Origin of the sequence: Streptomyces sp. Root1310, assembly GCF_001426425.1 — a bacterium.
Classification (GTDB): domain Bacteria; phylum Actinomycetota; class Actinomycetes; order Streptomycetales; family Streptomycetaceae; genus Streptomyces.
The window spans coordinates 51,313-78,268 of record NZ_LMEQ01000034.1 but is presented as its reverse complement, the minus strand read 5'-3'; the positions used below and the strand labels follow the sequence as shown (position 1 = coordinate 78,268).

Genomic DNA, 26,956 nt, shown 5'->3' with positions numbered 1-26,956 from the left:
CGTGGCGACGTCGTTCAGTCCACCGTGTAGCAGCGGATCACGATGTGTCCGTCCTCCTCCCGGGCGAGTCCCACGAAGACCGTTCGGGCGAGCCAGCGGTGCTGCGGGGCGTCTGTGCGGAAGACGGGGGCGGTGCGGAAGTACGTGCCGGCCTTGGCGAGCCGGAGGGTCCCGTCGTACAGGTCGGGGCTGTCGGCGCCCTCGTGGTAGTAGCCGCGGTTGACGATGTCGATCACGGCGCCGTCGTCGGCCCGCAGGAGGTAGCGGGCCTCGAGTTCGCAGACGGTGCCACGGGTGTTGGACCAGTCGCCCCCGCCGGCCAGGACGGTGCCCTCGAGCCGTGGGCCGTGGACCGTTCCGCCGGTGATGGGGGTGAACTCGGTGCGCTCGCCGTCGCCGTGGCCGATGTGCAGGCTGGGGGCGACTTCCGCGCGGATCTCGAAGGCGTACGTCAGGGAAGGTGTCACGGTCATGTCTGGCTTCCGTTCTGTGCGGTGCGGCGGGTCGGCTTCCAGCCCCGGCGGGGCACGGAGTCCCGCAGCCGACGGGTGTAGGGGTCTTCGGGGGTGGTCAGGACCGTCTCGGCGGGGCCGCGTTCGACGACGCGGCCGCGGTGCATGACCAGTACGTCGTCGCAGACGTGCCGGACGATGCCGAGATCGTGGGTGATGAACAGGTAGGCCACTTCCGTGCGTCGGCGGATGTCGGTGAGGAGGGTGAGGATCTGGGCCTGTACGGAGACGTCGAGTGCGGCGACCGCCTCGTCGAGGACGAGGAGGCGCGGCCGGACGGCCAACGCGCGGGCGATGGCGACCCGTTGGCGCTGGCCGCCGGAGAGCGCGCGGGGCAGCGCGGCCCCCTGGCGTTCGTCGAGCCCCACCTGGTCGAGCAGTTCGGCCACGCGTTCCGCCAGGGGCGCGCCACGCAGGTCCGTGTGGAGGGCGAGGATCTCGGCCAGGCTGTCGCCCACCTTCTGCCTGCGGTCGAGCGACGCGTACGGGTCCTGGAAGACCATCTGCACCTCCCGGGCGAAGCGTCTGCGCTCGGCGGTGGAGGCCCGGCGGCCCGGATGGGACCGGCCGCCGAGGAGCACCGTGCCGGCGGTGGGCTCCTCCAGGCCGACGATCATCCGCGCGGTGGTGGTCTTGCCCGACCCCGACTCGCCGACGACGGCCAGGGACCCGCCCGGCACGATCTCCAGGTCGACGCCGTCGACGGCCACGAAGTCCCCGAAGCTCTTGCGCAGGCCGGTGACCCGGAGCGCGGGAGAGGAGGTCGGTTCATCGGCCATGGGGGGTGCTCCTCGCGCCGGGGTGCGGTGTCACGCGGTCGTCGGCGGCCGGGAAGTGGCACGCGGCCAGGCCCTCCCCGGCCGGCGACAGCGACGGTCGTTCGCTGTGGCAGACATCCTGGGCGTGCGCGCAGCGCGGGGCGAAGGCGCAGCCCGGGCCGGTCTCGAAGGCGGACAGCGGGCGGCCGGGGACGGCCCGCAGCGGCTCGGCGGTGGCCGCCGGGTCGGGCCGTGAGGCGAGCAGCGCCCGGGTGTAGTGATGACCGGCCCGCTCGTGCAGGTGCCGGGCGGGCAGCTCTTCCACCACGCCGCCCGCGTACATGACGGCGATCCGGTCGCAGACCGCCGCGGCGAGCGCCAGGTCGTGGGTGATGAAGAGCATGGCCAGGCCGCGCTCGGCCCGTGCCTCGTCGATGATCGCCATGACCTCGGCCTGGGTGGTGACGTCCAGCGCGGTGGTGGGCTCGTCGGCGATCAGCAGGCGGGGTTCACCCGCCAGCGCCGCGGTGATCATCACGCGTTGCAGCAGACCGCCGGAGAGCTCCGGGGGCCGCTGGCGCATCCTGCGGGAAGCGTCCGCGATGCCCACCTCGCGCAGGAGGGCGGTCACCTTGGCCTCGGCCGCTCGGGGCCGCACCCCCCGGGTGGTGACCAGTGCCTCCGTGAGGAAGTCACCGACCGTACGCACCGGATTGATGTGCGCCCGCGGATCCTGGAAGACCATCGCCACGTCGTGGGCGCGCAGCCGGCGCAGGCCCGCCGCGCCCAGCGTGGTGACCTCGGCGCCGTCGAAGCGGATCGACCCGGTGGTGCGGGCCCGTGCGGGCAGCAGCCGCAGCACCGCTCGGGCGGTCATCGACTTGCCGGATCCCGACTCGCCCACCAGGGCGACGGCCGTTCCGGCGGGCACGGTCAGGTCGGCCCGGTGGATCACCCGGCGCATGCCGTCCCGGGTCGGCAGGTCGACGCGCAGATCGTCGACGACGAGCAGGGGCGGGGAACCGGTCATCGGTCGTCTCCCAGGAGCTGTCGGGACAGGCCGCCGCCGAGGAGGCCGCACGCGATCACGAAGACGACGATCACCGTGCCCGCGTACAGCGACTGCTCGGCGCGCCCGGCCAGGATCCCGGTGGAGCCGTTCGCCACCATCAGCCCCCATTCGGCGGTCGGCGGCTGGGCGCCGAGTCCGATGAACGAGAACGCGGCGACGTCGAGCAGGGCGTAGCCGAAGGAGGTCGCCACCTGCACCAGCACCAGGGGCAGCAGATTGGGCGTCAGGTGGCGCAGGCAGATCCGCCGCCCGGACATGCCGAGCATGCGCAGCGCCGACACGTAGGGCAGGTTCCGCTCGCGCAGCGCGGCGCTGCGCACGACCCGTCCGACGTAGGGGAGGTAGGCGAGGGACAGGGTCACGACCGCCACCCGCAGGCCCGCGCCGAAGACGGCGGCGGCCACCACGGCGAGCACCAGACCGGGGAACCCGAAGACGATGTCCAGCAGGGCGGACACCAGCCGGTCGTACCAGCCGCCGAGCCAGGCGGCGCTCACCGCCAGGAGCGTGCCGCCGAGTCCGGCGGTCAGGGTGACGGCGGCCGGGGCCAGCAGGCTGGGGCGGGCGCCGTACAGCAGCCGGGACAGGATGTCCCGTCCGGTGTCGTCGGTGCCGAGCCAGTGCGCGGCGGAGCTGCCCTGGTAGACAGCGGCCGGATTCACGGCGTCCGGATCGTAGGGGGCCAGCAGGGGTGCGAACAGGGCGGCGAGGACGGCCAGGGCGACGACGGCGCACGCCACGAGGAGCACCCCGCGCCCGCGGGTCAGCCGACGCAGCCTCGACCACCGGGCGCCGCCCCGTCCGAGTGCGGCGAGCTGATACGTGGTCATGCGGCGCCCTCCAGGGAGACCCGGTGGTCGAGCGCGGCCGTGACCACGTCGACCAGGGTGTTGACCACGACGAAGACCACCACGGTGATCAGGGCGAGGGCCTGGACGACGGCCAGGTCCTGCTTGGCGGCGCTCTGCACGAGCAGGGCGCCGATGCCGTTGATCCCGAAGGCCTGCTCGACGATGGAGCAGCCGGCGATCAGTCCGGCGACGGCCACGCCGGAGACGGAGAACAGCGGTCCGGCGGCGTTGCGCAGGACGTGCTTGCGCACGACGAAGCGCTCGGGGACGCCCCGGGCCCGCGCCGTCTCGACGTGCTCCGAGGCCAGTTCGGCGCGCACCGCCGACCGGGTCACCTGAGCGACGTAGGCCACCCAGGCGGTGGCCAGCGCGAGCGCGGGCAGGGTGAGGTGTTCGAGGCGCCCGGTGAATCCGTCGCCCGCGCCGTAGGCGGGGAGCCACTCCCACTGGACGGACAGCCACCAGATGAGCACCACCGACATGACGAACGTGGGCACCGCCATGAGGGCGGTGGTGACGACCGTGACCAGGGTGTCGCCGAAGCCGCCGCGCAGGGCCGCGACCGTGCCCAGGGTGACGCCGGGCACGATGATGAGGACGGCCGCGTACGCCACCAGGAAGGCGGTGTTGCCGACGCGTTCGGTCACCAGGTGGGTGACGGAGTCCTTGTAGGTGAGGGACTGACCGGCGTCGCCGTGCAGCATTGCGCTCAGCCAGCGCCAGTAGCCCTGGAGGAACGGGTCGTCGAGGTGGTACTGGCGGTGGATCTCGGCGAGCAGCCGGGGGCTGGGCGGCTTTCCGCCGCCGATGAGGAGCGTGGCGGGATCGCCGGGGGCGATGAACAGGGCGCCGTAGACGGCGACGCTCGCGACGAGCGCGGTCACCACGAGCATGGTCGCGCGACGGGCGACGAAGCGTCCGATCATGACGTGCCCTCGCCCGTGCCGCCGAGCTGGGCCGCCCAGGGCATGTTGATGTAGGCGAAGGACGCGGGGGCGCCGCTGAGGCGCTTGTTGAGGAACAGGCGCTCGTAGGGGACGGCGATCGGCACGATGGCCAGGTCCTGGGTGTACAGGGCCTGGGCCCGGGTGAACAGCTCGGCGGACTTCGCCGGGTCCAGCGCGGCGCGGGCCTGGGTCAGCAGCGAGGTCACCTCGGCGTTGTCGTAGCGCGTCCAGTTCATGGGGGAGGCGGGCGAGGTGAACATCTCGGCGTAGGACAGCGGGTCGGGGATCTCGACGTAGCCGAGGGCCATGGTGGCGTCGAGGCCCTCGCGCAGGGAGGCGTCGTAGAAGAGGCCGGACATCTGCGTGGGTTGCAGCTGCTTGATGACGATGCTCAGCCCGATCTTCTTCGCGCCCGCCTGGAGGAAGGTGAGGGTCTGCAGCGACTGCTGGTCGCCTGCCCCCATGGCGATCGTGACGGTGCGCTTCTTCGGGGCGGCCTGCGCGACGAGCTTCTCGGCGCGGGCGGCATCGGTGTCCGGGACGGCGGGCAGGGCGGCGTAGCCCTTGGCGTAGACCTCGGAGGCCTCGCCGGTCTTCCACACGAGGGACGGGATGAACGTCTTCTCCTTGCGGGCGGCGCCGTCGAAGACGTTGCGCACCAGGGCGTCCCGGTCGAGCACGAGGGAGAGCGCCTGGGTGATCCGCGGGTCGGCGAGGGGCGAGTCCGGGCCGGTGGGGGCGACGAACACGGTCTGCGCGGAGGGCCCGTAGTAGAGGGTCCCGGCGTCGGAGGAACGCAGGGCCTTGGCGACGGTGGAGGGGATCTCGTAGCTGCCGTCGATCTGGCCCGACAGCAGGGCGCTGGTGAGGGTGCTCGCGTCGGTGATGAACCTGAAGGTCAGCTCGGCGGCCTTGGGCCTGAGGGCGGTGTCCCAGTAGCCGTCGTTGCGGACGGCGGTGAGGGACTCGCCGGACTTCCAGCTCTTCAGTTCGAAGGGCCCGGTGCACATCAGGCCGCCCTTGGCGGTCCCGTAGGCGGCGCCGGCCTTCTTCAGGTACGCGGCCTCGCTGACCGCTCCGAAGCCGTTGACGAGGTACTTGAGGAACAGCTCGTCGGGGGTCTTGAAGCGGACCGTGACCTGGTGGTCGCCGGTCGCGGTGATGGTGCTGACGGTGGCCAGGACCTGGGTGTTGACGCTCTGGGTGGCGGGGTCGCGCTGCCGTTCGAGGCTGGCCACGACGTCCTTCGCGGTCATGGGGTGGCCGTTCCAGAAGGTGACGTCGTCACGCAGTTCCAGCACGAGCGTCTTCGGGTCCGGGCGCTTCCACGAGGTGGCCAGACCGGGGGCGACGGAGTAGTCGGCCTTCAGCCGCAGCAGCGGGTCGCAGAGGTTGGAGACCACGGTGCTGGGGGAGTAGTCGCCGACCTTGGCCGGGTCGAGGGTCGTGGGCTCGCCCAGGGGCAGGTTCCAGGTGACCTGGTCCAGGGCGCCGGACGCGGCGGGCGTGGTGCTGGTCAGTTCGAGGCTCTGGGGCGAGGACGACGTGCCGCCTCCGCCCGACGAACAGGCGGAGAGCGTGAGGAGGGTGGACAGGGCGGTGACGGCGAGGGCGGTTCTGGGAGCGTGCATGGTGGTGCTCCTGAGGCGACGGTGGGCCGGGTGACGGATCTTCGGCGTGGGGGAGTGCGGGCGCTCGGGGGCCCGCGCGGTGCGGGTGGGTCAGCCGACGGGCGGGGTGAGGACGGTGACGGTCAGCCGGGACGGGGTGGCGCCGCCGGTGGCCAGGGTCTGCGTGCTCGGCTTGGGGACGAGGGTCGTCCAGGGGTTCTCCTCGCTGCCCGAGCACGGCAGGTACATGGGGTAGTCGCTGCTCGCCAGGAGCAGCCCCAGCCGGTGGCCGGCGCGCAGCCGGTAGCCGGTGTGACCGCACTCGACGCGTACCTCGCGGGAGGTGCCGTCGCCCCGGACGGAGACCTGGCCGCGCACGACGAGCCGTGCCGTGCCGTCGGGGGCGAGGTCCAGCACCTTGGCGAAGACGTCGAACACCGGGGCCGTACCGGCGAGGTGAAGGTCCAGGCTCACCGGCCCGGCGAGGTCGAGCGGGTCGGCCAGGACCGGTCCGGTGAAGGCGAGGACGTCGTCGCGGGCGGCGAGCGGGCCGGCGTCGGGGTGGTCGCGGAGGTAGGAGAAGGAGTCGGGGACCAGGGACGGGACGAGGTTGTCCGGGTCGTAGGCCCACCGCGTGCGGTCCTCGTCCACGACGGGGGCGCCGAGGAGCGCGCCGCCCGGCAGGGGCCCGGCCGCCGTGGCCCGACCGGCGAGCCAGAAGGTGCGCTCCGTGCTGTCCGCGGGGGGCCAGGCGGTCGCCGTGCGCCAGCCGGCGTGCCCCAGTTCCCAGGTCACCTTGGCCAGGGCGGTCACCGGGCGGCTTCCCTTGAGGAAGACGTCGAAGAAGTCCAGCGCCGGGCCGACGTATTCGGGCAGCAGCCGGTCGAGGGCCGCGTCGCTGGCGGCGTGGTCGGTGTCCTCGGTGACGGGTGCGTGGTCGAGGCGGTAGTTCTCGTGGTCGACGGCACCGGCCCACAGGTACTGGACGGCGTCCCAGCCCGGCCGGGCGGCGAGTGCGAGGTAGTCGTTCATGTGCGGGATGCCGATGTTGTCGTACCAGCCGACACAGTGCAGGACGGGCACCGGCCGGGAGTCGAACGGGTGCCTGCCGAGGGCGTGCAGGACGTCGGTCTGGCGCGGGGCGAGGAGGTCGAACCAGGCGGAGCGGGCCCCGATGGCCTCGAAGGCCCGCTCGTACTGGTCGATGACCGGGCGGACGCGCCGGTCGGGCTCCCACTCGTAGGCGTCCCGGTCCACCCAGTGGTGGGCGTAGTACTCGATGCCCTCCACCCACACCGGCCGGCCGACGCCGGTGTCCGTGCCGCGCGGGTCCAGGGCCGTGGTCGCGTTGAAGTCCACCGTGGTCACGCGCGGCACGATGGCGCGCAGGGCGGGATGCTGGGAGGCCACCGCGGCCCACTGGGTGAAGCCGTAGTAGGAGTCGCCGAACATGCCGACCGTGCCGTCGGACCAGGGTTGGTGGGTGATCCAGTCGATGGTGTCGTAGCCGTCGTCGGGCTCGCGCAGGAAGGGCAGGGTGCGGCCGCCGGAGCGGAACTTGCCGCGTACGTCCTGCACCACGAGCGCGTAGCCGCGGGCGGCGAAGAGGCGGGCCACCTTGTCGAAGTAGACGTAGCGGCTGTTCTTGTCGTACGGCAGGCGGACCAGTACGGCGGGCAGGGCGCGGTCCGTGGCGGCGGCGCCCTCGGGCAGGTAGACGTCCGTGGCCAGACGCGTGCCGTCCCGCATACGCACCAGGTGCTGGACGGCGTGATCGGGGACGGGAGCGGCTCCCGTACGGGCGAAAGGAACGCTCATCGAGTGTTCTCCGGGGTTCGGGCTCAGAAAAGACGGGCTCAGAGGACGGGCTCAGAGGACGGGCTCGGAAACGGGCTCGTGGACGGGCGCAGAGATCGGGCGGGGGCTCGGGATACGAGCCCGGATCCGGGAGCGAGCCCGTGATTCAGGCTCGGGAATCCGAGATGAAACGCCGTTGTGTAACGGCGTTGTATGACAACATTGCAGCTCCTTGTAAACGGGGTCAACCCTCTGCGTTAAGGTCTGCGACATGCCGATCGAGGTAGACGAGGCGCGACGGCTCGACGAGATCGCCGCCGCCACCCTCCACGTGGCCCGGGAACGGGGCGTCCGTTCCGTCACCATCCGGGCCGTCGCCGCCCGGCTGGGCGGCTCGACGGCCATGGTGACCAACTATGTGGCCAGCCGGTCCGCTCTCATGATCAATGCCATGCGGTGGGCGGAGCGGGAGTGGGGCGCCCAGATGGACGGCGCGCTCGTCGGTATGACCGGCGAGGCCCGCCTGGAGGCCGCGCTGAAGTGGATGTGCACCACCGAGCCCGACGACGAGATCCTGCGCCGGCTCCTGATGGAGATCGCGAGCGAGGGGCCCGATGCCGGCCCGGCGGTCGAGGACGTCCGGCGCGCCACCTCCCGGCGCAACCGCGACGAGCTGAGCGCCCTGGCCGCCGAGGCCGGCCTGCCCGACGCGGCACTCGCCGGCGACATCCTCCATCTGCTCACCCGGGGGTACTGGCTCAGCACGCTGGAGGATCCGGAGGGCTGGCCCGAGGAGCGCGCCGCGCGCGCCCTGCTCGCGGTGGCCGCCCTGCTGCGTGGCGCGCCGCCCGCGGACTGACACCGACGGCGGGGCTTGACACCCGAGGTTGCCCGGGCGCAGGCTGGCCACGAAATAAAACGCTGTTTTATGACGGACGGCGTCGGTGTCGGCGTTCCGCCTGTACCTGTACCTGTACCTGTGCCTGTGCCCCGCCGTGACCGGTGAGGGTCGGCGCGCCACCCCGCTCCGTCCGGTGCGACGGTGGACGCAGGCCGGGCGATCGGAGTCTCCGCCCGCCCGGCGGTGCGGGAGCGGCCGTGCTTCCGCCCGGTCCCGGCGGCGACCGGCCCGCCGCACGAACCCGCCCGGGTGCCGTTCGCCCCTCCCTGCCGCTCCGCCCGTCTCCGACCGTCTCCTCCCCGGCCTCACCCACCGACGCCCGCCCGTGCCGCCGCCGGGCAGGGCCCCCGCAAGCGAAGAGGTATCCGATGGCGACTTCTCCCCGCCCGACCCAGCCGTGGCAGCTTTCCGCGACCGAACTCGCCGCCGCCGTCCGGGCTCGTGAGATCTCCTCCACCGAACTGGTGCGCTCCTGCCTGGAACGCATCGAGGAGACCAACCCCCGACTGAACGCCCTGGTGGAGCTGCGGCCCGAGGAGGCGCTGGCGGAGGCCCGCCGGGCGGACGAACGGACCGTCTCGGGCGCCGAGCTGGGGCCCCTGCACGGCGTGCCCGTCTCCATCAAGATCAACACCGAGCAGCGGGGCCACGCCACCAGCAACGGGGTTCCCGCCCTCGCCCACCGCCCCGCCGAGGGCGACGCCGCCTGCGTCACCGCCCTGCGCGCCGCCGGCGCCGTACCGCTCGGCCGGAGCAACTCACCCGCCTTCTCCTTCCGCTGGTTCTCCACCAACGAACTGCACGGACGCACCCTCAATCCCTGGGACGCCGCACGCACCCCCGGCGGGTCCAGCGGCGGGGCCGCCGCGAGCCTGGCCGCCGGAATGACGCCGCTGGCCCAGGGCAACGACATCGGCGGCTCGATTCGCTTCCCGGCCGCCTGCTGCGGCGTCGTCGGGGTACGCCCCACCGTCGGCCGGATCTCCGACTGGGCCCCGCCCGCCTATGCCGACACCCCCGCGGGGCCGGTCCAGCTCGACTTCCCGCCCACCGTGCACTCCTGCGCGGTGCAGGGCCCGCTGGCCCGGACCGTGGCGGACGCGCGCCTCGCCCTGCACGCCATGACCACACCGGACCTGCGCGACTCCGCCGGTGTCCCGGCCGTGCCCCCGCGGACGCGGCCCGCGGGCCCCGCACGGGTGCGCCTCGTTCGCGGCAACGGCACGGTCAAGAACCACCCGGCCGTCGACCGCGCGCTCGACCGGGCGGCCGCGCACCTCGCCGACGCCGGGCACGCGGTCGACGAGGTGGCCGAACTGCCCCTGCTGGCCGAGGCCGCGCGGCTGTGGGCGCTGCTGATCACCGAGGACATCCGTCCGATGCTGCCCGTGGTCCACCAGCTCGGCGGGGACGACATCCGCACCGCGCTGGAAGGCCACTTCGCGGCCGCCGCCGAACTGTGGGGCGAGCGGCCCGACCTGGAGACCTACATCAACGGATGGGCGCGGCGGGCGACGCTCGTCACCCGGCTCCAGGAACTCCTGGGCGGCGACCGGATCCTGCTCACTCCGGTGTGCGCCGAACCCCCCTTCGAGCAGGACGCCGACATCACGGACCGGGACCGCGCGCTGCAGCTGTTCCCCGCCATGTGGCCCATGACCGCCGTGCCCGTCCTCGGCTTCCCCGCGGTCACCGTGCCGGCGCACGTCGAGAACGGCCTTCCGTTCAGCGTGCAGTTGATCGGCGGCCGCTTCGAGGAGGACCTCGTCCTCGACGCCGCACAGGCCGTCGAGGACCGGTCCGATGTGCCACGGCTCTGGGACTGACCGCAGGGCACGCCGGCATCCCGGCTCCGGGACCGAGCGCAGTGGCGGGGCGACACCCCGCCTCACCGCCGACCCACTCGGCGCGGCATGCGCAAGCATGCGCGACCGGCGGTGACGCCCGCTGATCCCGTCGCGGGCGGAATCTCCGTTGCCCGGAAGCCGCACCGCCCGCGATCCTGAGGCGATGAGGTACTCCGTATGCGGCTGAGGCTGCAACAGTTCAGGCCCCGGACCGGGCCGCACGAACACCGTGTCGTCCAGCCGGGGAAGCCCCTTCGTCACACATCGCTGAGCGCCCCGGAGCCCATCGGTCTGCTGCTCGGCGACCATGACGGGCTGAACCGGCTCGCGGGTCTGTTCTCCTTCGCCGCCTACTCCCGGCACACGATCGTCCATGTGCCCCTGCGCGACAGCCTTCGGCCCGACGAGGGTTTCGGCACGCCGGTCGATCTCGTCCTGGTCCACGACACACTCGGTCTGCGTCCCAGCAAGTGGCCCGAGCTGCGGCGCAAGCTGGTCAACGGCACTCCGCTGACCGTCGGCACCGTCGAGGAACGCACGGCCAGGGACGCCGCCGGACGGCGGGAGCGCGGCGGCCGGGCCGTCTCCCGGGACGAGCTGCGGCACGCCACCCACGCCCGTACGTTCTTCCTGTTCGGCGACCGCGAGGTGTTCGCCGAGGCCTCCGTCTCCCTTGCCCACGCTGCGGGTTGGGGCCCGCGCCAGAAGGGCGTCACCCAAGGCCGCTCGGCCCTGATGACGACTCTCCCGACACTGGTCCAGGAACCCGGCGGCGGGCACCCCTCGGAGGTGTTGGTCTGCTTCAAGCCGTACCCGCCCTACGCCCACTTCCGGCGGCCGGGACGTTGAGCGAGCAGCCCGACGCACCTGATCCGGGCGGGCGTTCGGCATCAACCGGCATCAACCGGCATCGACGCCCGGACGCCTGCCATGATCGTCACCATGGCCATACAGATCGCACCGGCCGGCGTGGCCGACTTTCACCAGGTCCTGACCGATCACGCCCGATACTGGGGCGAACGCGACCTTCGAGCGCTGCACCTTCTGGCACTGGTGCAGGAGTTCGGCTCCACCTGCCTGGTCGCCCGGGCCGAGGACGGCATCCGCGGGTACGTCTTCGGGTTCGTGACGCCGGAGGGCACCGGATACGTGCATCTGATCGCCACGCGGGACGACGCCCGTGGTACGGGTCTCGGGCGCCGTCTGTACGCGGCGTTCGCCGAAGCGGCGCACCGCCATGGCGCACGGCGGTTGAAGGCGATCACGTCGGTCACGAACACCGGCTCGATCGCGTTCCACCGCAGTCTCGGCTTCGCGGTGAAGATCGTCGACGACTACGACGGCCAAGGCCGGACCATGGCCGTCTTCGAACGGGATCCGGCCGTGCCCTTCCCGGCGCCGTAGCTCAGCCGCGCGCGAATTCGAGAAGGTCCGCGTTGAACCTCTCGGCGAACTTCGGAACCAGGGACAGCCCGTGGGGCGCACCGGGATACACCTTGTACACCGCGTCCTTGACGAGCTGCGAGCTCTTGTCGCCCGAAGCGACGATGGGAACGATCTGGTCGTCGTCACCGTGCACGATCAGTGTCGGGACGTCGATCTTCTTGAGGTCCTCGGTGAGGTCCGTCTCGGAGAACGCCTTGATGCAGTCGTAGGCGCCCTTGATGCCCACCGTCATTCCCCACAGCCAGAACTCGTCGCGCGTTCCCTGGGTGACGGTCGAATCGTCGCGGTTGGCGCCGAAGAAGGGCGCGCTGAGGTCCCGGTAGAACTGGGAGCGGTCCGCTGTCACGCCCGCACGGATCTCGTCGAAGACCTCGATCGGCAGCCCCTCCGGATTCGCGTCGGTCTTCAGCATCAGCGGCGGGATGGCGCCGACCAGGACGGCCTTGGCGACACGGCTGGAACCGTGTCGCCCGATGTAGCGGGTCACTTCACCGCCGCCGGTGGAGTGACCCACCAGAATCGCGTCGTGCAGGTCGAGTTCCTCGATGACCGCGGCGAGATCGTCGGCGTAGGTGTCGAGGTTGTTGCCGTCCCAGCTCTGTCCTGAGCGGCCGCCGCCTCTCCGGTCGTGGGCGATGGCCCGGAATCCGTTGTCCGCCATCAGCTTCAGTTGCGGATCCCAGGCGTCGGCGGTGAGCGGCCAGCCGTGGGAGAACACGACCGGTTGTCCCGAGCCCCAGTCCTTGAAGAAGATGCTCGTGCCGTCCTTGGCGGAAGCAAAGGGCATGACGTTTCCCTCTCGTGCCTTACCGGAACCCCGCGGTGGGCGGGTTCGATGCTCGAATCGGGTCGAAAACCGTGCCGCGCCCAGCAGGGGGACGCACACAGGGGGACGGCCAGGTCAGCGGCGAACGGCGACCGTAGGAGCGCGTCTCAGGGGAAACTGTAGTCGAGGGGCCGGTGCGCGGCGCGTCGGCCGGGCCCGCCGGGGCGCGGCAGGAGCCGCCGCCGCGGACGGGCTGACCGGCAGCCTTCGGCGGCGCGCGCCTCCCCGTCTCGGCGGTAGACCGGTGACCCTTTCACGGACGACACTGCTCCCGACCCGTTCACGGGCGGTACTGCTTCCGGTGGTGTGGCACGGTCCCGGATCCCGTGGTCCAGCCCGCCGGACGGGCGCTCGCACCCCGTGCGGGGGCCGTCCGTCCCCTGCCTTGTCAGTGTGGCGAGAACGCCTGTATAACGTTGTAAAAGTCAAGTATGGGGGCTCGGCGCTCGCCCACGGTGACGATCCCGTAGCCGCACCGGCCATCATCCCGTCGGACCGGCCGTCATCCCGTCGGGACGCTGCGAAAGGGAATGCCGTGCGGGTCAGCCTCAAGGACGTCGCCGCGCACGCGGGGGTCTCCATCAAGACCGTCTCCAACGTGGTCAACAACTACCAGCACGTCACGCCCGCCATGCGCGAGCGTGTCCAGCGGTCCATCGACGCGCTCGGCTACCGGCCCAACCTGGCCGCCCGGCACCTGCGCAAAGGGCGTACGGGCATCATCGCGCTCGCCCTGCCCGAACTCGGCAACCCCTATTTCGCCGAGCTGGCGGCCGCCGTCATCGACGCCGCCGCCGCACACGACTACATCGTGCTGCTCGACCACACCGGGGGACACCGCGAGCAGGAGATCCTGGTCAGCCAGGGTTTTCGGGCGCGGGTCATCGACGGCCTCATCCTCAGTCCGATCGAGCTCGAGACCGAGGACCTGCGCGACCGGGCGGAGAACGTACCGCTGGTGCTGCTCGGCGAACGCGACTACGACCTGCCGTACGACCACATCGCCATCGACAACGTCGCCGCCGCCCGCGCCGCCGTCCGGCATCTGAACGGGCTCGGGCGGCGGGAGGTGGCGTTCATCGGTGCCCGGCGCGGCCGCAGTGAGCCCGCGCAACTGCGCGTGCGCGGCTGGCGCGAGGAGCTGACCGCGGCCGGCCTCCCGGCCGACGACGGGCTCGTCGCCGCCACCGACGGATGGGGCCACGCGGACGGGGCCGCCGCCATGAGCCGCATCCTGGATTCCGGACGGCGACCCGACGCGGTCTTCGCCTACAACGATCCGATGGCCATCGGCGCGATGCGTGTCCTGCACGAGCGGGGACTGCGCGTCCCCGAGGACATCGCCGTCGTCGGCTTCGACGACGTGGTCGAGGGCCGCTTCGGCGCGGTGACCCTCACCTCCGTGTCGCCGGACAAGGAGGCCATCGGCCGTCTCGCGGTCGAGTCGGTGCTGGCGCGGCTCGGCGGCAACGAGATGCCCGAGCCGCGCCGGGTCCGGGCGGGCCATCGCCTCGTGGAGCGGGAGAGCACCCTGGGCCGGGCGGCGCGGAACGGCGGCGGAGGCGGGTGACCTCCCGGGAGGCGCGCGTGCGCGTCGCCTTCCGCCAGAACCCCACAAGGCCTGCGGGGCACGGGGGCATGGGGGCTGTCTCGCCGCTCCGGTCAAGTGCGCGCTGAACCGGTCGGGTTGACCGGACGGTCACGCGCTCTGCCATGTCCGCGGTCGAACGATTCGCCGACTCGGCCGTGCTGAAGAGGCGTTGCTCTTTGCGGGTGCGTTCCTGAGCGGCCCGGCCCCGGGCGGCGCGCCCTCGCGGACGTTGCGGTCGCTCGGCGGGGCCGCGGAGGTACCGGAAATCCTTGGCCGTGGCGTGTTCGTCTCCGTCGCAGATGGGAGCGCAGGGGCGGGTGGTGCCGGCCGATTCGCTCGCGCCGAGCCCCGCACCGTGCGTGCACAGGGGGTTTACAGCACTCTTCCAACGATGTAAAAACCTCTGTGCGGCGGGTCGAACGACCTTTCCCGCCAGGGGAGAAGCACTTTTCTCGGCACGGCTACTGCTCGGCTACGGCACGACCTGCTCGACCTTGCTCGACCTCTGCTCGCTCACCACCTCCCCAGTGTTCTTTCCGCGTCGCCCGGATCGGGGTCACCATGCAGCGCACCACTCACCGTCGTCGTCTCCTCGCCCGTCCCGTGGTCGTCTCCCTGGCCGCGGCGGTGGCGTTGACCGCCACCTCCTGCGCGAAGTCGGAGGACGACACCTCGAGCGACACCAAGTCCTCGGCCGCCGCCGACGCCGCGCAGAAGGTCGCCACGCCCGCGGCGGGCGGCAAGACCTGCACCGTCGACGCGTACGGCGGCAAGAAACTCGACCTCGCGAACGCCACCGTCGGCTTCTCCCAGTCGGAGAAGGAGGCGAACCCGTTCCGCATCGCCGAGACGCAGTCCATCAAGGACGAGGCGAAGAAGCGGGGCGTCAAGCTGCTGACGGCCAACGCCCAGTCGCAGTTCTCCAAGCAGATCAGCGACGTCCAGGACCTGTTGGCGAAGGGCGCCGACCTGCTGGTCATCGCCCCGCTCAACTCCGACGGCTGGGATCCGGTGCTCCAGGCCGCCGCGGCCAAGAAGGTCCCCATCGTCACGATCGACCGCAAGATCAATGCCACGGCCTGCAAGGACTACGTCTCGTTCATCGCCTCCGACTTCGTCGAGCAGGGGCGGCGCGCCGCCGACCAGATGATCGAGGCGACCGGCGGCAAGGGCGAGGTCGCGATCCTCCTCGGCTCGGCGGGCAACAACGTCACCACCGAGCGCACCAAGGGCTTCAAGGACCGGATCGCCGAGAAGGCGCCGGACCTGAAGGTGGTCTTCGAGCAGACCGGCGACTTCGCCCGCGAGAAGGGTCAGCAGGTCACCGAGCAGCTCATCCAGTCGAAGCCCGGCATCAAGGGGATCTACGCCGAGAACGACGAGATGGGTCTGGGCGCGGTGGCCGCGCTGAAGGGCGCGGGCAAGAAGGCGGGCGCCGTCGAGATCGTCACCGTGGACGGCACCCGCAACGCCGTGCAGGGCATCGTGGACGGCTGGATCAGCGGGGTCGTCGAGTCCAATCCGCGCTTCGGACCGCTGGCCTTCCAGACGCTGGACACCTTCACCAAGGGTGAGAGCGTCGCCCAGGACATCGTCATCGAGGACGGCGCCTACACCGCGGACAACGCCAAGTCGGGCATCGGCAAGGCCTACTGATCACCCGTCGGGGGCCCGCTCCACCCACCGCGGGCCCTCCCGCTCTCCGTCACTCTTGCACCGGCCCGCACCGTACGACACCGCACCGCACCGCATCGCACGACCCGCATCGCACCGTACGACACCGCACCGCATCGCATCCTGGAGGCGCAGGTGGCACCCCCCGGCGAAGTGCTCGCCGTCCGCGGACTGAGCAAGACCTTCCCCGGCGTCCGGGCCCTGGACGACGTGGACCTGACCCTGCACGCCGGTGAGGTCCACGCCCTGATCGGCGAGAACGGCGCCGGCAAGTCGACCCTCATCAAGCTCCTCACCGGCGTGTACCGGCCCGACGCCGGCGAGATCGTCCTCCAGGGCCGCAAGGTCTCCTTCGCCACCCCGCTGGAGGCCCAGAAGGCCGGGATCTCGACCATCTACCAAGAGGTCAACCTGATCCCGCTGCTCAGCGTCGCGCGCAACCTGTTCCTGGGGCGCGAGCCGCGCAACCGGTTCGGCGTGCTGGACATGGGCCGCATGAACCGCGAGGCCGAACGGACCCTGAGCACCTACGGGGTGCGGGTGGACGTCCGCAGGCCGCTGCGCACCCTCGGGGTCGGCGCCCAGCAGATGGTCGCCCTGGCGCGGGCGGTCGCCACCGATGCGCGGGTCGTCGTCATGGACGAGCCGACGTCCTCCCTCGAACCGCGTGAGGTCGAGACCCTGTTCTCGGTGATCCGGAACCTGCGGGACGCGGGCATCGCGGTCGTCTACGTCAGCCACCGCCTGGACGAGCTGTACGCCGTGTGCAGCACCGTCACCGTGCTGCGCGACGGCCGGCGGGTGCACCACGGCCGGCTCGCCGATCTGGACCGCCTCTCCCTGGTGTCGACGATGCTCGGCCGGGACCTGGGGGAGGTCCGCGCGGAGGGCCTCACCAAGTTCACCGGCGGCCACGGCAGCGCCGACGCCGAACCGGTGCTCACCGCCTCGGACCTGACGGTGCCGCACAAGCTGCACGGCGTCTCCCTCGGCATCCGCCCCGGCGAGGTCGTCGGCCTCGGCGGACTGCTCGGCTCCGGACGTACCGAGACCGCGAAGACCATCGCCGGAGCCCTGCCCGCACGCTCGGGCGGCGTCACGGTGGCCGGGGTGCCGCTGCGCGCCGGCTCGACCGCGGCGGCCATCCGCGCGGGGATCAGCCTGCTGCCCGAGGACCGCAAGAGCGAGGGCATCGTCCCCGGCCTGTCCGTGCGGGAGAACATCGCACTCGCCGTGCTGCCCCGGCTCTCCCGCTTCGGGCTGGTCTCCGAGGCCCGCGTCGACAGCGTCGTCGACACCTTCGTCGAGCGGCTGCGCATCAAGGCGTCCTCACCGCATCAGAAGGTGGGCGAACTCTCCGGCGGGAACCAGCAGAAGGTGCTGCTCGCCCGCTGGCTCGCGATGAACCCCAGGGTGCTGCTGCTCGACGAGCCGACCCGCGGCATCGATGTCGGCGCCAAGGCCGAGGTGCAGAAACTCGTCGACGAACTGGCCGCCGACGGCCTGGGCGTCCTGCTCATCTCCTCCGACCTGGAGGAACTCGTCGAAGGGTCCGACCGCGTGGTCGTACTGAAGGACGGCGCCGTCGTCGGCGAGCTGACCGGCGACGACGTCACGGAGGACGAACTCATGCGGAGCATCGCCGGGAGCGGCACCGCGCGGGACGCGGGCGAGGAGGCGGCCGTCGATGGCTGAAGCCGCCCTGCGCACCGCCCCGCTGGACAGGACCCGCCTCGTGCAGTGGCTCCAGACCTACGGTGTCTACGCCGGTGTGGCGGCGCTGCTCGTCGTCAACACCGTCATCACCCCGCACTTCCTGACCGCGGAGAACTTCCGCACCCAGGCCGTCCAGGTCGCCCCCGTCATCATCGTCGCCCTCGGCATGGCCCTGGTCATCGGCACCGAGGGCGTCGACCTGTCGGTGGGCGCCGTGATGGCACTGGCGGCCTCGGTGACCGCTCTCTACCTCGGCTACGGGCTGCTGCCCGCGCTGCTGGTGGTCGCGCTGTTCGCCGCGGGGGTCGGGCTGGCCAACGGCGCGCTGGTCGCGTTCGTCGGAGTGCAGCCGATCGTCGCCACGCTGGCGCTCATGGTCGGCGGTCGCGGACTCGCCCTGGTGCTGCTGCCGCAGCTCAAGGACGTGCGCAACCCCTCGCTCGCCTCCCTGGGCTCCGGGGACGTCCTCGGTGTCCCGTACCTGATCCTCATCGCCGCGGTCCTGGCGCTGCTGGTGGCCTTCGTCGTGCGCCGCACCACCTTCGGACGCCGGCTCCTCGCCATCGGCGACAGCCGCCCCGCCGCCCAGCTCGCAGGCCTGCCCGTACGCCGCGTGCTGATCATCGTGTACGTCGTCTGCGCGCTCCTCGCGGCGGTCGCGGGCGTACTGGCCACCGCCCGCCTCCAGGCCAGCGACCCCACCTCGCTGGGCAACCTGATGGAGCTGTCCGCGATCACCGCGGTCGTCGTCGGCGGGACCCCGCTGACCGGCGGCCGGGTCAACATCGGCGGCACCGTGGCGGGAGCCGTCCTCATCCAGCTCCTCACCGCCACCCTCATCAAGCACGACCTGCCGCCCTCCTGGACCCAGATCGCCCAGGCCATCGTGATCATCGCCGCGGTCTACGCGGCGCGGGGACGGGGGAAGCGTTGACCACCACGAACACGGACGTACCCGTGACCACTGCCGGTATCGAACCGCCGAAGGACGCCCGTCCGGTGGGCTCCGCGCGCTCCGAACGGCTGAGCGCCCTGGTCCAGCAGCACGGAGCGCTGGCCGTCCTGCTCATCGTCTCCCTGGTGGCGTCGTTCTCCTTCGACTCCTTCGCCACCGGCGACAACATCAGCAACATGGCGACCGGTTCGGCCTTCCTGGCGATCGTCGCGCTCGGCATGACCTTCGTCATCATCACCGGCGGGATCGACCTGTCCGTCGGCTCCCTGTTCGCCCTCGGCGGCGTGCTGGCGGCCTGGGGGTCGCGGCACGGCACGCTGGTGGCGCTGCTGCTGCCGCTCACCGTCTGCGGGCTGATCGGCGTCGTCAACGGCCTGCTGGTCGCCCGCTCCCGCCTCGCGCCCTTCATCGTCACGCTCGCGGCCATGCTCGGCGCGCGCGGGCTGATGCTGGCGCTCACCGACGAGGGCGCCGACACCTACCTGATCGCCAAGGGTTCCTTCCTCGCCGAGCTCGGCCAGGGCAGCACCCTCGGCCTCGCCAACCCGGTGTGGATCACGCTGGCCCTGTTCGTCGCCGGAGCCGTCGTCCTGCGCCGGACCCGGTTCGGGCAGCACGTCTACGCGGTCGGCGGCAACGAGGACGCCGCCGCCCTGATGGGCGCGCCGGTGGCCCGCACCAAGATCCTCGTCTACGCCCTGTCGGGACTGCTCGCCGGACTGGCGGGCGCCCTCAACGCCGCCTGGCTCGCCTCCGGCGTGACCATTCTGGGCGGCGGCATGGAACTGGAGGCCATCTCCGCCGTCGTCATCGGCGGCACCCTGCTGAGCGGAGGGCTCGGATATGTCAGCGGCTCGCTGGTCGGGGTTCTGCTGCTGAAGGTGATCCAGAACGTCATCAACCAGATCGGCTCGCTCGACTCCTCCTACCAGCAGGTCGTCAGCGGTGGCTTCCTGGCGGTGGTCGTCATCGCCCAGACCTGGCTGGGCCGTCGCCGACAACTCATGTGAACCGGCCCCGGACCGGCCCGGAGCACGCCCCGCCCAAGCCCGCCCAAGCCTGCACAAGCCCGGGCGAACACCTGGCAGTCCCGGAGCAGGCCCCGAGCAGGCCCCGGACGCCGGCGGAGGCCAGCCGGCCCCCGCCGGCCCCCGCCCCGGCACCGCGTCCGGTGCCAGGCGGCCGGGCCTCCCCCCGGCCGCCTTCCGCACGCGCACGTCTCCCCACCCCACGAGTCAAGGAGGCACGATGCGTCGAGTACCCGCAGGCCGAAGGCCGTTCGCCCGAAGGGGACGGCGAGCGCGGTGGGTCACCACCGTGCTCGCCGCGCTCACCCTGATCGGCGGCACGGCACTGACCGCCACCGCCGCCCCGGCGGCCGCACAGGCGTGGACACCCAAGCCGTCGCCGATGACCACCCCGTGGACGAACCAGGTCCCCACCGACACGCCCCTGCCCGAATATCCCCGCCCGCAGCTGACCCGCCCGGACTGGGCCAACCTCAACGGCATCTGGGACTTCGCGGTCACCTCGGCGGACGCGGGCCGGCCAGCCTCGTTCACCGAGCAGATCCGGGTTCCGTTCGTCGCGGAGTCCGCGCTCTCCGGCATCCAGCGCAAGATCACCCAGAACGACAAGCTCTGGTACAAGCGCACCTTCACGGTCCCGCCGAACTGGAACGGCCGACGGGTCCAGCTCAACTTCGGCGCCGGTGACTGGCGCACCACGGTCTGGGTCAACGACCGTCAGGCCGGAGCCGCCCACAGCGGCGGCTACGACGCCTTCTCCTACGACATCACCGACCTGCTGAACGGCGGCGGCACCAACACCCTCGTCGTCTCCGTCTGGGACCCCACCCAGACCGGCTCCCAGGCGGTCGGCAAGCAGCGCATCAACGACGTCGCCCCGCACGCCGGGGGCGGCATCTTCTACACCGCCGCGTCCGGCCTCTGGCAGACGGTGTGGCTGGAGCCGACCGCGCCCGCGTACGTCAGCCGCCTCGACCTGGTTCCGGACCCGGCGAACGGCCGCCTCAAGGTGACCGTCCGGGGCACCGGGACCAGCGGCCACCAGGCCCGCGTCACGGTCTCCACCGGCGGCACCACCGTGGGCACCGCCACCGGCGCCGTCGGCTCCGAGTTCACCGTGCCCGTGCCGAACCCGCACCTGTGGAGCCCCGACGACCCGTTCCTCTACGAGGTCAGGGCCGACCTGCTCGCCGGCACCACGACCGTCGACTCCGTCGGCAGCTACACCGGCATGCGCACCATCGGCCTGGCCCGTGTGGGAGGCATGCAACGCCCGCTCCTGAACGGGAAGTTCGTCTTCCAGACCGGCACCCTCGACCAAGGCTACTGGCCGGACGGCATCTACACCGCGCCCACCGACGCGGCCCTGCGGTACGACCTCCAGAAGCACAAGGACCTGGGCTTCAACATGGTCCGCAAGCACATCAAGGTCGAACCGCAGCGCTGGTTCTACTGGGCCGACCGGCTCGGCCTGCTCGTCTGGCAGGACATGCCGGCCATGGACCTGCGCACCCCCGACACCGCGGCGCGCGCCCAGTGGGAGGCCGAGTACGACCGCGTCATCGACCAGCACCGCAGCTCGCCCTCCCTGGTGATGTGGGTCGACCAGAACGAGGGCTGGGGCCAGTACGACCAGGCCCGCATCGCCGACAGGGTCAAGGCGTACGACCCGACGCGCCTGGTGAACAACATGAGCGGCGTCAACTGCTGCGGCTCGGTCGACGGCGGCAACGGCGACGTCGTGGACCACCACGTCTACGTCGGCCCCGGCACCACCGTGCCCAGTGCCACCCGTGCCGCCGTGCTCGGCGAGTTCGGCGGGCTCGGGTTCAAGGTCGCCGGACACGAGTGGTTCCCCGGCGGCGGCTTCAGCTACGAGGACCAGCCCGACCTGGCGCACCTGAACAACCGGTTCGTCGGCCTGCTGGACGCGATCCGCGAAGTGCGCATGCCGCGCGGCCTGTCGGCGTCGGTCTACACCGAGATCACCGACGTCGAGAACGAGGCCAACGGCCTGCTCACCTACGACCGCCAGGTCGTCAAGGTCGACGAGGCCCGGGTCAGGGCCGCCAACCGCGCGCTCATCGACGCCTCCCAGGCCTCGACCACCCCGGTCACGCTTCCCGTCGACCAGTACAGGTCGCTGCGGGTGACGACACCCGGCCACACCGACCGGTACCTGCGCCACAGGGACGGCGCGGGCTTCACGGAGGTCGTCACGGCAGGCAGCGACGCGCTGCTGAAGAACGACGCCACCTGGAGGATCGTCCCGGGCCTGGCCGACAGCGGCTGCTACAGCTTCGAGTCGCGCAACTACCCCGGCCAGTACCTGAGGCACCGCGAGTACCGCGTCTACAAGGAGTCCGGCAGCACCGACCTGTTCCGCGCCGACGCCACCTTCTGCCCCGCCCGCGGCGCGAACGGCGCCGTGCGGCTGTCCGCGTACAACTTCCCGGAGCAGTATCTGCGCCACTACAACGCCGAGTTGTGGCTGGCCACGCCGGGCGGCACACATACATGGGACAACCCCGCCCTGTTCACCGAGGACACGACATGGTCCGTGGAGGCGCCCTGGGCACCGTGACCCGGGTCCGGCCCGGCCCGGCCCGGCCCGGCCGGCGACGGCAGCGGTCCCGGTGGCCGGGGGAGACCTTCCCCCGGCCACCGGGACCGCTCTCTGGCGCCGGGGACCTACTGATCCTCAGCGTGACGGGAAGGTCCACGACTGGCGGATCCAGTTGCCGAGGAGCTTCTGGCCGTCGCCGTCGTCGGCCACGTCCCCCTGGGCCGACATGGAGATGGTGAAGGAGCTGCCCCGGGAGCCCCGCATCCAGGGGCCGTTACAGGTGCGCACGTACGTCGACTGCTGCATGCGGCTGGAGTACCAGTTCCGGCTGGAGCAGCGGCCGGTCGAGGTCGGGCCCGAACCGGCCCGCCAGCCGCCGTCGATGATCACGTTCTTGAATGTCATGCTCGGGTTTTTCACCGCGCGCCCGGCCGGGCAGGAAATTCCACCGGCCGGCGGGAGTCCGACACTCAAGGAGCAGTCGGTCGGCCAGTCGACGCGGAATTGCCACCGGCCGCGCACCAGCCGCGAGCCGTCCGCCGAGGCCGCCGTCCATTCCAGGCAGACCCTTTCGGAGACCCGGGACCACTGCGCGCTCGTCTGCCAGACCTTGCTGTTCGTGTAGTCGGAGCAGGCCACCTGGGTGGTCGATGCCGCTGCCGAGGCCGACGGGGTGCCGACCGACAGGCTCAGCAGACCCAGCGACGCCGCCGTGACCAGTCCGCGGATGAACTTCCGATTCCCTTGAAACATTCGTCCCCCATTCGCTTTCACCCGCGGACGCAAGAGGTCGCGCGGGTGAAATCCGGAATGTTCCACATGGTGCAGCACGCGAGCGCACCGAAAATCGGCAATGTCGAAAACATCGGGTCGGTGAGAAGGAACTACGTATATCGGTGGGGCGTGCGAAAGCGCGCGGGGCAAGCGCGGGCGGCGCGTCCGAGCGCCGTCGCGGCAGCCCTGAGCCGCTGCCGAACACGGGCGCGGCCTCGCCCCGTGAGAGGCAAGGCCGCCACCGTCCGTCGAACGCGGTGCCTCAGGGCTTCTCCTCCGCGTAGAGGCCGCTCACCTCCTCGGCGTCGAGCGCCCGGTCGACGGCGTGCACCTCGTCGACCGCGCCGTTCCAGAAGTCGACGTCCGCGCCGTCCCAGTGGGCGCGCCCCACGGTCAGCGGACCGGTGCTCGGAAGTGCGGAGCCGCCGGTGGCCGTCGCCGCGAGCCTTCCGTCGACGTACAGCCGGATCTGGTTGCTCGTGGCGTCCCGCACGCCCACCAGGTGGTACCAGCGGCCCGTCTCCGCGGCGACGGACACCTGGGCGCGGTGCTCGCCGGGCGTGCTGAAGGCGAACGTGCCGTGGCCGTACTGCAGGTAGAAGGAGTTGGCCGTGGCGCGGGAGTCCTGGCTGACCGCGGTGGCATAGTTGCCGGGGATCGCGTCGAGCCGGACCCAGGCGGACACCGAGTAGCTGCCGGCGGTGTCGAGCACCGGTCCCGCGGTCTCGGCGTACTGCTTCCGACCGTCGAACTTCAGGGCGCTGCCGCTGACGCCGGGGGTCCAGGAGGCACCCTCGCGGAGGGTGAGAGACCTGGCGTTCGGGCCCTCGTCCCGCGCTGTGGTGCCGGCGCCCTCGTCGAGGCTCCAGCGCCCGCCGCCCTTCGGCGGGACCGCTCGGCCCGCTGCGGCGCCGGCGGCGATCACCTCGCGGTTGATCTTCCGCACCTGGTCGGGATCGACCTTGATCTCACGGCGGTCGTAGGTGAACAGGCCGTTCAGCTCGTTCTCCAGGTCGGTGATCTGCGTGTACACCGAACCCGACAGTTCGGCGCCGGCCTGCTCGACATAGAACCGCCCGGTGTTCTCGACGTACCTGCGGGTCAGCTCCTCCTTGGTGTCGACACCGCTGTAGATCACCGTCGGGGCGCCCGGCCACATGTGGCCCGGCGTGCGCAGGACGAAGCCGCCGTGCTCACCGTCCATGGCCGCCCGGCCGTCGCCTTCGGGAAAGGCGGGGTCGGTGTTGTTGTAGTCGTGGTGGTCGACGATGTCGCCCTTGCCCGAATCCCCCTTGGAGTTGCAGCAGTTGACGCCGCTGTGGGCATTGACGACGCGGGACGGGTCGGCGGCCCGGACGGACTCGGCGATGCGGCCGGTCTCCTCGCGGTTCCACTCGCCCCAGCCCTCGTTGAAGACGATCCAGCCGATGACGGAGGGCGAGTTGTGGTGCTGGCGCACGATCTCCTTGCCCTGGTCGACGAAGGCCTTCTGGCCGGTGGCGTTCGTGAGGTTCCCGGAGACGAAGTCCTGCCAGACCAGCAGGCCGAGCCGGTCCGCGTGGTAGAACCAGCGCTGCGGCTCGACCTTGATGTGCTTGCGGACGGCGTTGAAGCCGAGTTTCTTGTGCGCCTCGAGGTCGAAGGCGAGGGCTTCGTCGCTGGGCGCGGTGTAGAGGCCGTCGGGCCAGAATCCCTGGTCGAGGGTGGCGAGGGAGAAGACCGGCTTGCCGTTGAGGACGAGTTTGTCGAAGCCACCCACCTTCTCGATGCCGACCTCACGCATGCCGAAGTAGCTGCCGACCCGGTCGGTGGACCCGCCGTCGGTGAGCGTGACGTCGAGGTCGTAGAGATAGGGGTCGTCGGGGCTCCACAGGTGCTGCTTCGCCACCGGCAGGCGCAGCTCCCGGCCGGCCGGTCCGGTGACCTTGCCGACGACCTTGCCGCGGGCGTCGCGGGCGACGGCCTCGACGCGGGCGGCGGGGGAGGCGTCCCCGGAGTTCACCGTCACCGCGAGGGCGCCGGTGTCGATGTCGGGCGTCGTGACGATGCCGTCGATCGCGGCGGGCGCGACGGGCTCCATCCACACGGTCTGCCAGATGCCCGACGTCTGGGTGTAGAAGATGCCGCCCGGGTTCGCCGACTGCTTGCCCGTGGGCTGGTCGGCGCCTCCGGTGTCGGTGACGGCGACGACGATCTCCTGCGGGCCGGTGCCCTTGAGCGCGTCGGTGATGTCGGCGCTGAAGGCGTTGTAGCCGCCGGTGTGTTCGGCGACCTTCGTGCCGTTGACGTAGACGCGGGTCTGGTAGTCGACGGCGCCGAAGTTGAGCATGAGCCGGTCGGACCGCTTGCTCCTGCCGACCTTCCAGCTCTCGGGCACGTCGACGAGCCTGCGGTAGAACATGTGGTCCTCGTGCCGCTCGAGACCGGACAGCTGGGACTCGACCGGGAACGGCACGACGATCGTCTCGTCGAGCTTCTTGCCGAAGGCCGGCTCCTCTCCGGCCTCGGCCGCGCCGAACTCCCAGGGGCCGTTGAGGTTCTTCCACCGGGACCGCACCTGCTGGGGTCGCGGGTACTCCGGGAGCGGGTGCTTTCTGTCGAGGTCGTCGCCCCACTCGGTGGTGAGCCGGTGGGTGGAGGCGTTGTCGGCGTAGCGGATGACCTTCGGCACGCTCTCGCCGCCGGCCGTCAGCGCGCCCTCACCGTCGTAGGAGGCCCTGACCAGTTGGTTCCGCTGGATCGGCGCCGCGAGGTCGACGGACAGGGAACTGGGGTCGCCGGGAACGGCCTTCACCGACCTGATCGGCATGGCGGTCGTGTCGGCCTCGACCTTCAGATGGTCCTTGAGGCCCTGGAGGCCGCCCACCCTGCCCTCGAACCGGGCGCGCAGCCGCCGTCCGTTCTCGGCGACCGACATCTCGACCGGGTACACCTCGAAGCCGGCCGGCGGGGTGAACGCGGACATCGGCACGATCTGCTTGGACATGGCGGGGGTGGACCAGCGCAGGTACATGTTGGCGCCACCGGTGTCCTGGAACAGTTCCAGCCGGAAGTCGTGCTGCTCGCCGGCGGTCAGCCGGACGGCGGCGCTGGTCTGCTCCCGGTCCCAGTCGCCCACCCAGTGGTCGATGACGGGCCGGTCGTCGACATAGAGCCGGAATCCGTTGTCGCCGATGGCGTAGAAGGTGTAGTCACCGGTGACCGGTGCCTCGATCCGGCCCGTCCAGCGCGCGGTGGTGTGCTCGGTCCGCCCGGTCAGCTCCTGGAAGGTGCCGGTCAGTCCGGAGAAGTTGATCTGCGGGTCGAGCAGGGTGCCGCCGAGCCGGTCGAAGTCCCGGGCGCCGGGCGCCGACATGGTGAAGTACTCGCCCTTCAGGCCGTGGGTCTCGACGGCGGCCTGTTCGGCGGCGGGAGCCGACGCGCCGGTCGGCGGCTCCGCGGCCGCCGCGGTGGGGAGCAGCCCGCTCGGGGGCAGGATCAGGGCCGCCGCGGCGAGCAGCGCCCACACTCTGGCTCGGCGGCGGGTGGCGTTTCGTGTCATCGAACCCTTCCTCGTACAGAGGCCGTGACCACGCCCGGCGGGAGTGCGGGCTCCTGGCCGAAAGCCGGCGGAGGGCAACCGCACACCGGTGACGGGACGCTCGGTCAAGCGACCTTTTCAACGTTGGAAATTCTGTGACAGCGGTATGACAGCACGCTCACAGAGGAGTGTCCAGACCTCACGCAGCGCTCTGTCCGCCGCCGTCCCCACGCGCCACGGTCAAGGTGGTGCGAAGCCGTCGCCCTCGACGGGGCGGGCGCGCGGCGGGCCCGCCCCAGGCTCGTCGCCTCCGACGGGGGCCGACGGGGGCCGACGGACGGGGGCCGACGGGGGGATACGGCGGGTCAGCGGGTTCTGCGCGCGGAGCGGGGCCGATCGGAGCCGACCGGCTCGGCCCGGCGGGACTGGACGTGCTCGTGGACCAGCGTGGTCTGCCCCTCGGCGACCTCGCGGCGTCCGGTGCGGCGATCGATGACCACGGCGTACACGCCGTCGACAGCCGGGACGGCGATGCGGATGAGGCGCCGGCTGCGCCGCCGCCCCG

Annotated in this window: 21 protein-coding genes; 10 read left to right on the top strand and 11 right to left on the bottom strand. The window is 71.6% G+C overall.

The window, feature by feature from the left end; all coding sequences use genetic code 11:
• Nucleotides 1-14: 14 nt before the first annotated feature.
• The 7 genes from ASD48_RS38635 to ASD48_RS38605 all read right to left on the bottom strand — a co-directional run bounded on the left by ASD48_RS38635 (nt 15) and on the right by ASD48_RS38605 (nt 7,568).
• Nucleotides 15-473: a DUF3237 domain-containing protein gene (locus ASD48_RS38635; protein WP_057606583.1), complete on the bottom strand. Its 459-nt coding sequence runs from the start codon at nt 471-473 to the stop codon at nt 15-17.
• On the bottom strand, nt 470-1,291 hold the full coding sequence (locus ASD48_RS38630; RefSeq protein WP_057606582.1) for an ATP-binding cassette domain-containing protein: 822 nt from the start codon (nt 1,289-1,291) through the stop codon (nt 470-472). The genes ASD48_RS38635 and ASD48_RS38630 overlap by 4 nt, the downstream gene beginning before the upstream one ends.
• Nucleotides 1,281-2,300, bottom strand: a complete 1,020-nt coding sequence (locus tag ASD48_RS38625) for an ABC transporter ATP-binding protein (RefSeq protein WP_057606581.1) — start codon at nt 2,298-2,300, stop codon at nt 1,281-1,283. Before ASD48_RS38625 ends, ASD48_RS38630 begins: the two co-directional genes overlap by 11 nt.
• Complete coding sequence (locus tag ASD48_RS38620; RefSeq protein ID WP_057606580.1) at nt 2,297-3,172, bottom strand: ABC transporter permease; 876 nt, start codon at nt 3,170-3,172, stop codon at nt 2,297-2,299. The genes ASD48_RS38625 and ASD48_RS38620 overlap by 4 nt, the downstream gene beginning before the upstream one ends.
• Nucleotides 3,169-4,119 carry an ABC transporter permease gene (locus tag ASD48_RS38615; RefSeq protein ID WP_057606579.1) on the bottom strand — a complete coding sequence of 317 codons (951 nt, stop codon included), beginning with the start codon at nt 4,117-4,119 and terminating at the stop codon, nt 3,169-3,171. The genes ASD48_RS38620 and ASD48_RS38615 overlap by 4 nt, the downstream gene beginning before the upstream one ends.
• On the bottom strand, nt 4,116-5,771 hold the full coding sequence (locus ASD48_RS38610) for an ABC transporter substrate-binding protein (RefSeq protein WP_057606578.1): 1,656 nt from the start codon (nt 5,769-5,771) through the stop codon (nt 4,116-4,118). The genes ASD48_RS38615 and ASD48_RS38610 overlap by 4 nt, the downstream gene beginning before the upstream one ends.
• A 90-nt stretch (nt 5,772-5,861) precedes the next feature.
• Nucleotides 5,862-7,568 (bottom strand): CocE/NonD family hydrolase, encoded by a 1,707-nt coding sequence (locus tag ASD48_RS38605; RefSeq protein ID WP_057606577.1) that lies wholly within the window; start codon nt 7,566-7,568, stop codon nt 5,862-5,864.
• A 250-nt stretch (nt 7,569-7,818) separates the two neighbouring features.
• Between ASD48_RS38605 and ASD48_RS38600 the strand changes: the two genes are divergently transcribed.
• The 4 genes from ASD48_RS38600 to ASD48_RS38585 all read left to right on the top strand — a co-directional run bounded on the left by ASD48_RS38600 (nt 7,819) and on the right by ASD48_RS38585 (nt 11,699).
• Nucleotides 7,819-8,406, top strand: a complete 588-nt coding sequence (locus ASD48_RS38600) for a TetR/AcrR family transcriptional regulator (protein WP_057606576.1) — start codon at nt 7,819-7,821, stop codon at nt 8,404-8,406.
• Between the two features lie 410 nt (nt 8,407-8,816).
• The gene (locus ASD48_RS38595; RefSeq protein ID WP_057606575.1) at nt 8,817-10,274 is read left to right on the top strand and encodes an amidase; all 1,458 of its coding nucleotides are present in this window, start codon (nt 8,817-8,819) and stop codon (nt 10,272-10,274) included.
• Nucleotides 10,275-10,472: 198 nt separating this feature from the next.
• Nucleotides 10,473-11,144, top strand: a complete 672-nt coding sequence (locus ASD48_RS38590; protein WP_057606574.1) for a hypothetical protein — start codon at nt 10,473-10,475, stop codon at nt 11,142-11,144.
• 81 nt (nt 11,145-11,225) lie between these two features.
• Nucleotides 11,226-11,699, top strand: a complete 474-nt coding sequence (locus tag ASD48_RS38585; RefSeq protein WP_079074241.1) for a GNAT family N-acetyltransferase — start codon at nt 11,226-11,228, stop codon at nt 11,697-11,699.
• A 1-nt stretch (nt 11,700) separates the two neighbouring features.
• Here the strand turns inward: ASD48_RS38585 and ASD48_RS38580 are convergent, their stop codons facing one another.
• Nucleotides 11,701-12,528, bottom strand: coding sequence for an alpha/beta hydrolase (locus tag ASD48_RS38580; RefSeq protein WP_057606573.1), 828 nt, complete (start codon nt 12,526-12,528; stop codon nt 11,701-11,703).
• Nucleotides 12,529-13,102: 574 nt separating this feature from the next.
• Here ASD48_RS38580 and ASD48_RS38575 point away from each other — a divergent pair.
• The 6 genes from ASD48_RS38575 to ASD48_RS38550 all read left to right on the top strand — a co-directional run bounded on the left by ASD48_RS38575 (nt 13,103) and on the right by ASD48_RS38550 (nt 22,115).
• Nucleotides 13,103-14,137, top strand: coding sequence for a LacI family DNA-binding transcriptional regulator (locus ASD48_RS38575; RefSeq protein WP_057606572.1), 1,035 nt, complete (start codon nt 13,103-13,105; stop codon nt 14,135-14,137).
• 582 nt (nt 14,138-14,719) lie between these two features.
• Nucleotides 14,720-15,814, top strand: a complete 1,095-nt coding sequence (locus tag ASD48_RS38570) for an ABC transporter substrate-binding protein (protein ID WP_057606571.1) — start codon at nt 14,720-14,722, stop codon at nt 15,812-15,814.
• A gap of 153 nt (nt 15,815-15,967) precedes the next feature.
• Nucleotides 15,968-17,527: a sugar ABC transporter ATP-binding protein gene (locus ASD48_RS38565; protein WP_057606570.1), complete on the top strand. Its 1,560-nt coding sequence runs from the start codon at nt 15,968-15,970 to the stop codon at nt 17,525-17,527.
• Nucleotides 17,520-18,482 carry an ABC transporter permease gene (locus ASD48_RS38560; protein ID WP_057606569.1) on the top strand — a complete coding sequence of 321 codons (963 nt, stop codon included), beginning with the start codon at nt 17,520-17,522 and terminating at the stop codon, nt 18,480-18,482. The genes ASD48_RS38565 and ASD48_RS38560 overlap by 8 nt, the downstream gene beginning before the upstream one ends.
• A 23-nt stretch (nt 18,483-18,505) precedes the next feature.
• Nucleotides 18,506-19,513 (top strand): ABC transporter permease, encoded by a 1,008-nt coding sequence (locus ASD48_RS38555; protein WP_057606777.1) that lies wholly within the window; start codon nt 18,506-18,508, stop codon nt 19,511-19,513.
• A 238-nt stretch (nt 19,514-19,751) separates the two neighbouring features.
• Entirely contained in the window at nt 19,752-22,115 is a 2,364-nt protein-coding gene (locus tag ASD48_RS38550) for a glycoside hydrolase family 2 (RefSeq protein WP_057606568.1), read from the top strand.
• Nucleotides 22,116-22,232: 117 nt separating this feature from the next.
• Here the strand turns inward: ASD48_RS38550 and ASD48_RS44610 are convergent, their stop codons facing one another.
• The 3 genes from ASD48_RS44610 to ASD48_RS46100 form a co-directional block, all read right to left on the bottom strand.
• A complete protein-coding gene (locus ASD48_RS44610; protein ID WP_157880775.1) occupies nt 22,233-22,850 on the bottom strand; it encodes a hypothetical protein in 618 nt (205 codons plus the stop codon).
• Between the two features lie 283 nt (nt 22,851-23,133).
• On the bottom strand, nt 23,134-26,412 hold the full coding sequence (locus tag ASD48_RS38540; RefSeq protein ID WP_057606566.1) for a glycoside hydrolase family 2: 3,279 nt from the start codon (nt 26,410-26,412) through the stop codon (nt 23,134-23,136).
• A gap of 344 nt (nt 26,413-26,756) precedes the next feature.
• Complete coding sequence (locus ASD48_RS46100) at nt 26,757-26,891, bottom strand: hypothetical protein (protein ID WP_282438427.1); 135 nt, start codon at nt 26,889-26,891, stop codon at nt 26,757-26,759.
• Nucleotides 26,892-26,956 lie beyond the last annotated feature (65 nt).

Coding starts and splice junctions, on each gene's coding strand:
- ASD48_RS38605 (WP_057606577.1), bottom strand. CDS start 7,568: ATGAGCGTTCCTTTCGCCCGTACGGGAGCCGCTCCCGTCCCCGATCAC.
- ASD48_RS38560 (WP_057606569.1), top strand. CDS start 17,520: ATGGCTGAAGCCGCCCTGCGCACCGCCCCGCTGGACAGGACCCGCCTC.
- ASD48_RS38625 (WP_057606581.1), bottom strand. CDS start 2,300: ATGACCGGTTCCCCGCCCCTGCTCGTCGTCGACGATCTGCGCGTCGAC.
- ASD48_RS38610 (WP_057606578.1), bottom strand. CDS start 5,771: ATGCACGCTCCCAGAACCGCCCTCGCCGTCACCGCCCTGTCCACCCTC.
- ASD48_RS38595 (WP_057606575.1), top strand. CDS start 8,817: ATGGCGACTTCTCCCCGCCCGACCCAGCCGTGGCAGCTTTCCGCGACC.
- ASD48_RS38615 (WP_057606579.1), bottom strand. CDS start 4,119: ATGATCGGACGCTTCGTCGCCCGTCGCGCGACCATGCTCGTGGTGACC.
- ASD48_RS44610 (WP_157880775.1), bottom strand. CDS start 22,850: ATGTTTCAAGGGAATCGGAAGTTCATCCGCGGACTGGTCACGGCGGCG.
- ASD48_RS38580 (WP_057606573.1), bottom strand. CDS start 12,528: ATGCCCTTTGCTTCCGCCAAGGACGGCACGAGCATCTTCTTCAAGGAC.
- ASD48_RS38570 (WP_057606571.1), top strand. CDS start 14,720: ATGCAGCGCACCACTCACCGTCGTCGTCTCCTCGCCCGTCCCGTGGTC.
- ASD48_RS38540 (WP_057606566.1), bottom strand. CDS start 26,412: ATGACACGAAACGCCACCCGCCGCCGAGCCAGAGTGTGGGCGCTGCTC.
- ASD48_RS38630 (WP_057606582.1), bottom strand. CDS start 1,291: ATGGCCGATGAACCGACCTCCTCTCCCGCGCTCCGGGTCACCGGCCTG.
- ASD48_RS38635 (WP_057606583.1), bottom strand. CDS start 473: ATGACCGTGACACCTTCCCTGACGTACGCCTTCGAGATCCGCGCGGAA.
- ASD48_RS38585 (WP_079074241.1), top strand. CDS start 11,226: ATGATCGTCACCATGGCCATACAGATCGCACCGGCCGGCGTGGCCGAC.
- ASD48_RS38550 (WP_057606568.1), top strand. CDS start 19,752: ATGCGTCGAGTACCCGCAGGCCGAAGGCCGTTCGCCCGAAGGGGACGG.
- ASD48_RS38590 (WP_057606574.1), top strand. CDS start 10,473: ATGCGGCTGAGGCTGCAACAGTTCAGGCCCCGGACCGGGCCGCACGAA.
- ASD48_RS38600 (WP_057606576.1), top strand. CDS start 7,819: ATGCCGATCGAGGTAGACGAGGCGCGACGGCTCGACGAGATCGCCGCC.
- ASD48_RS38620 (WP_057606580.1), bottom strand. CDS start 3,172: ATGACCACGTATCAGCTCGCCGCACTCGGACGGGGCGGCGCCCGGTGG.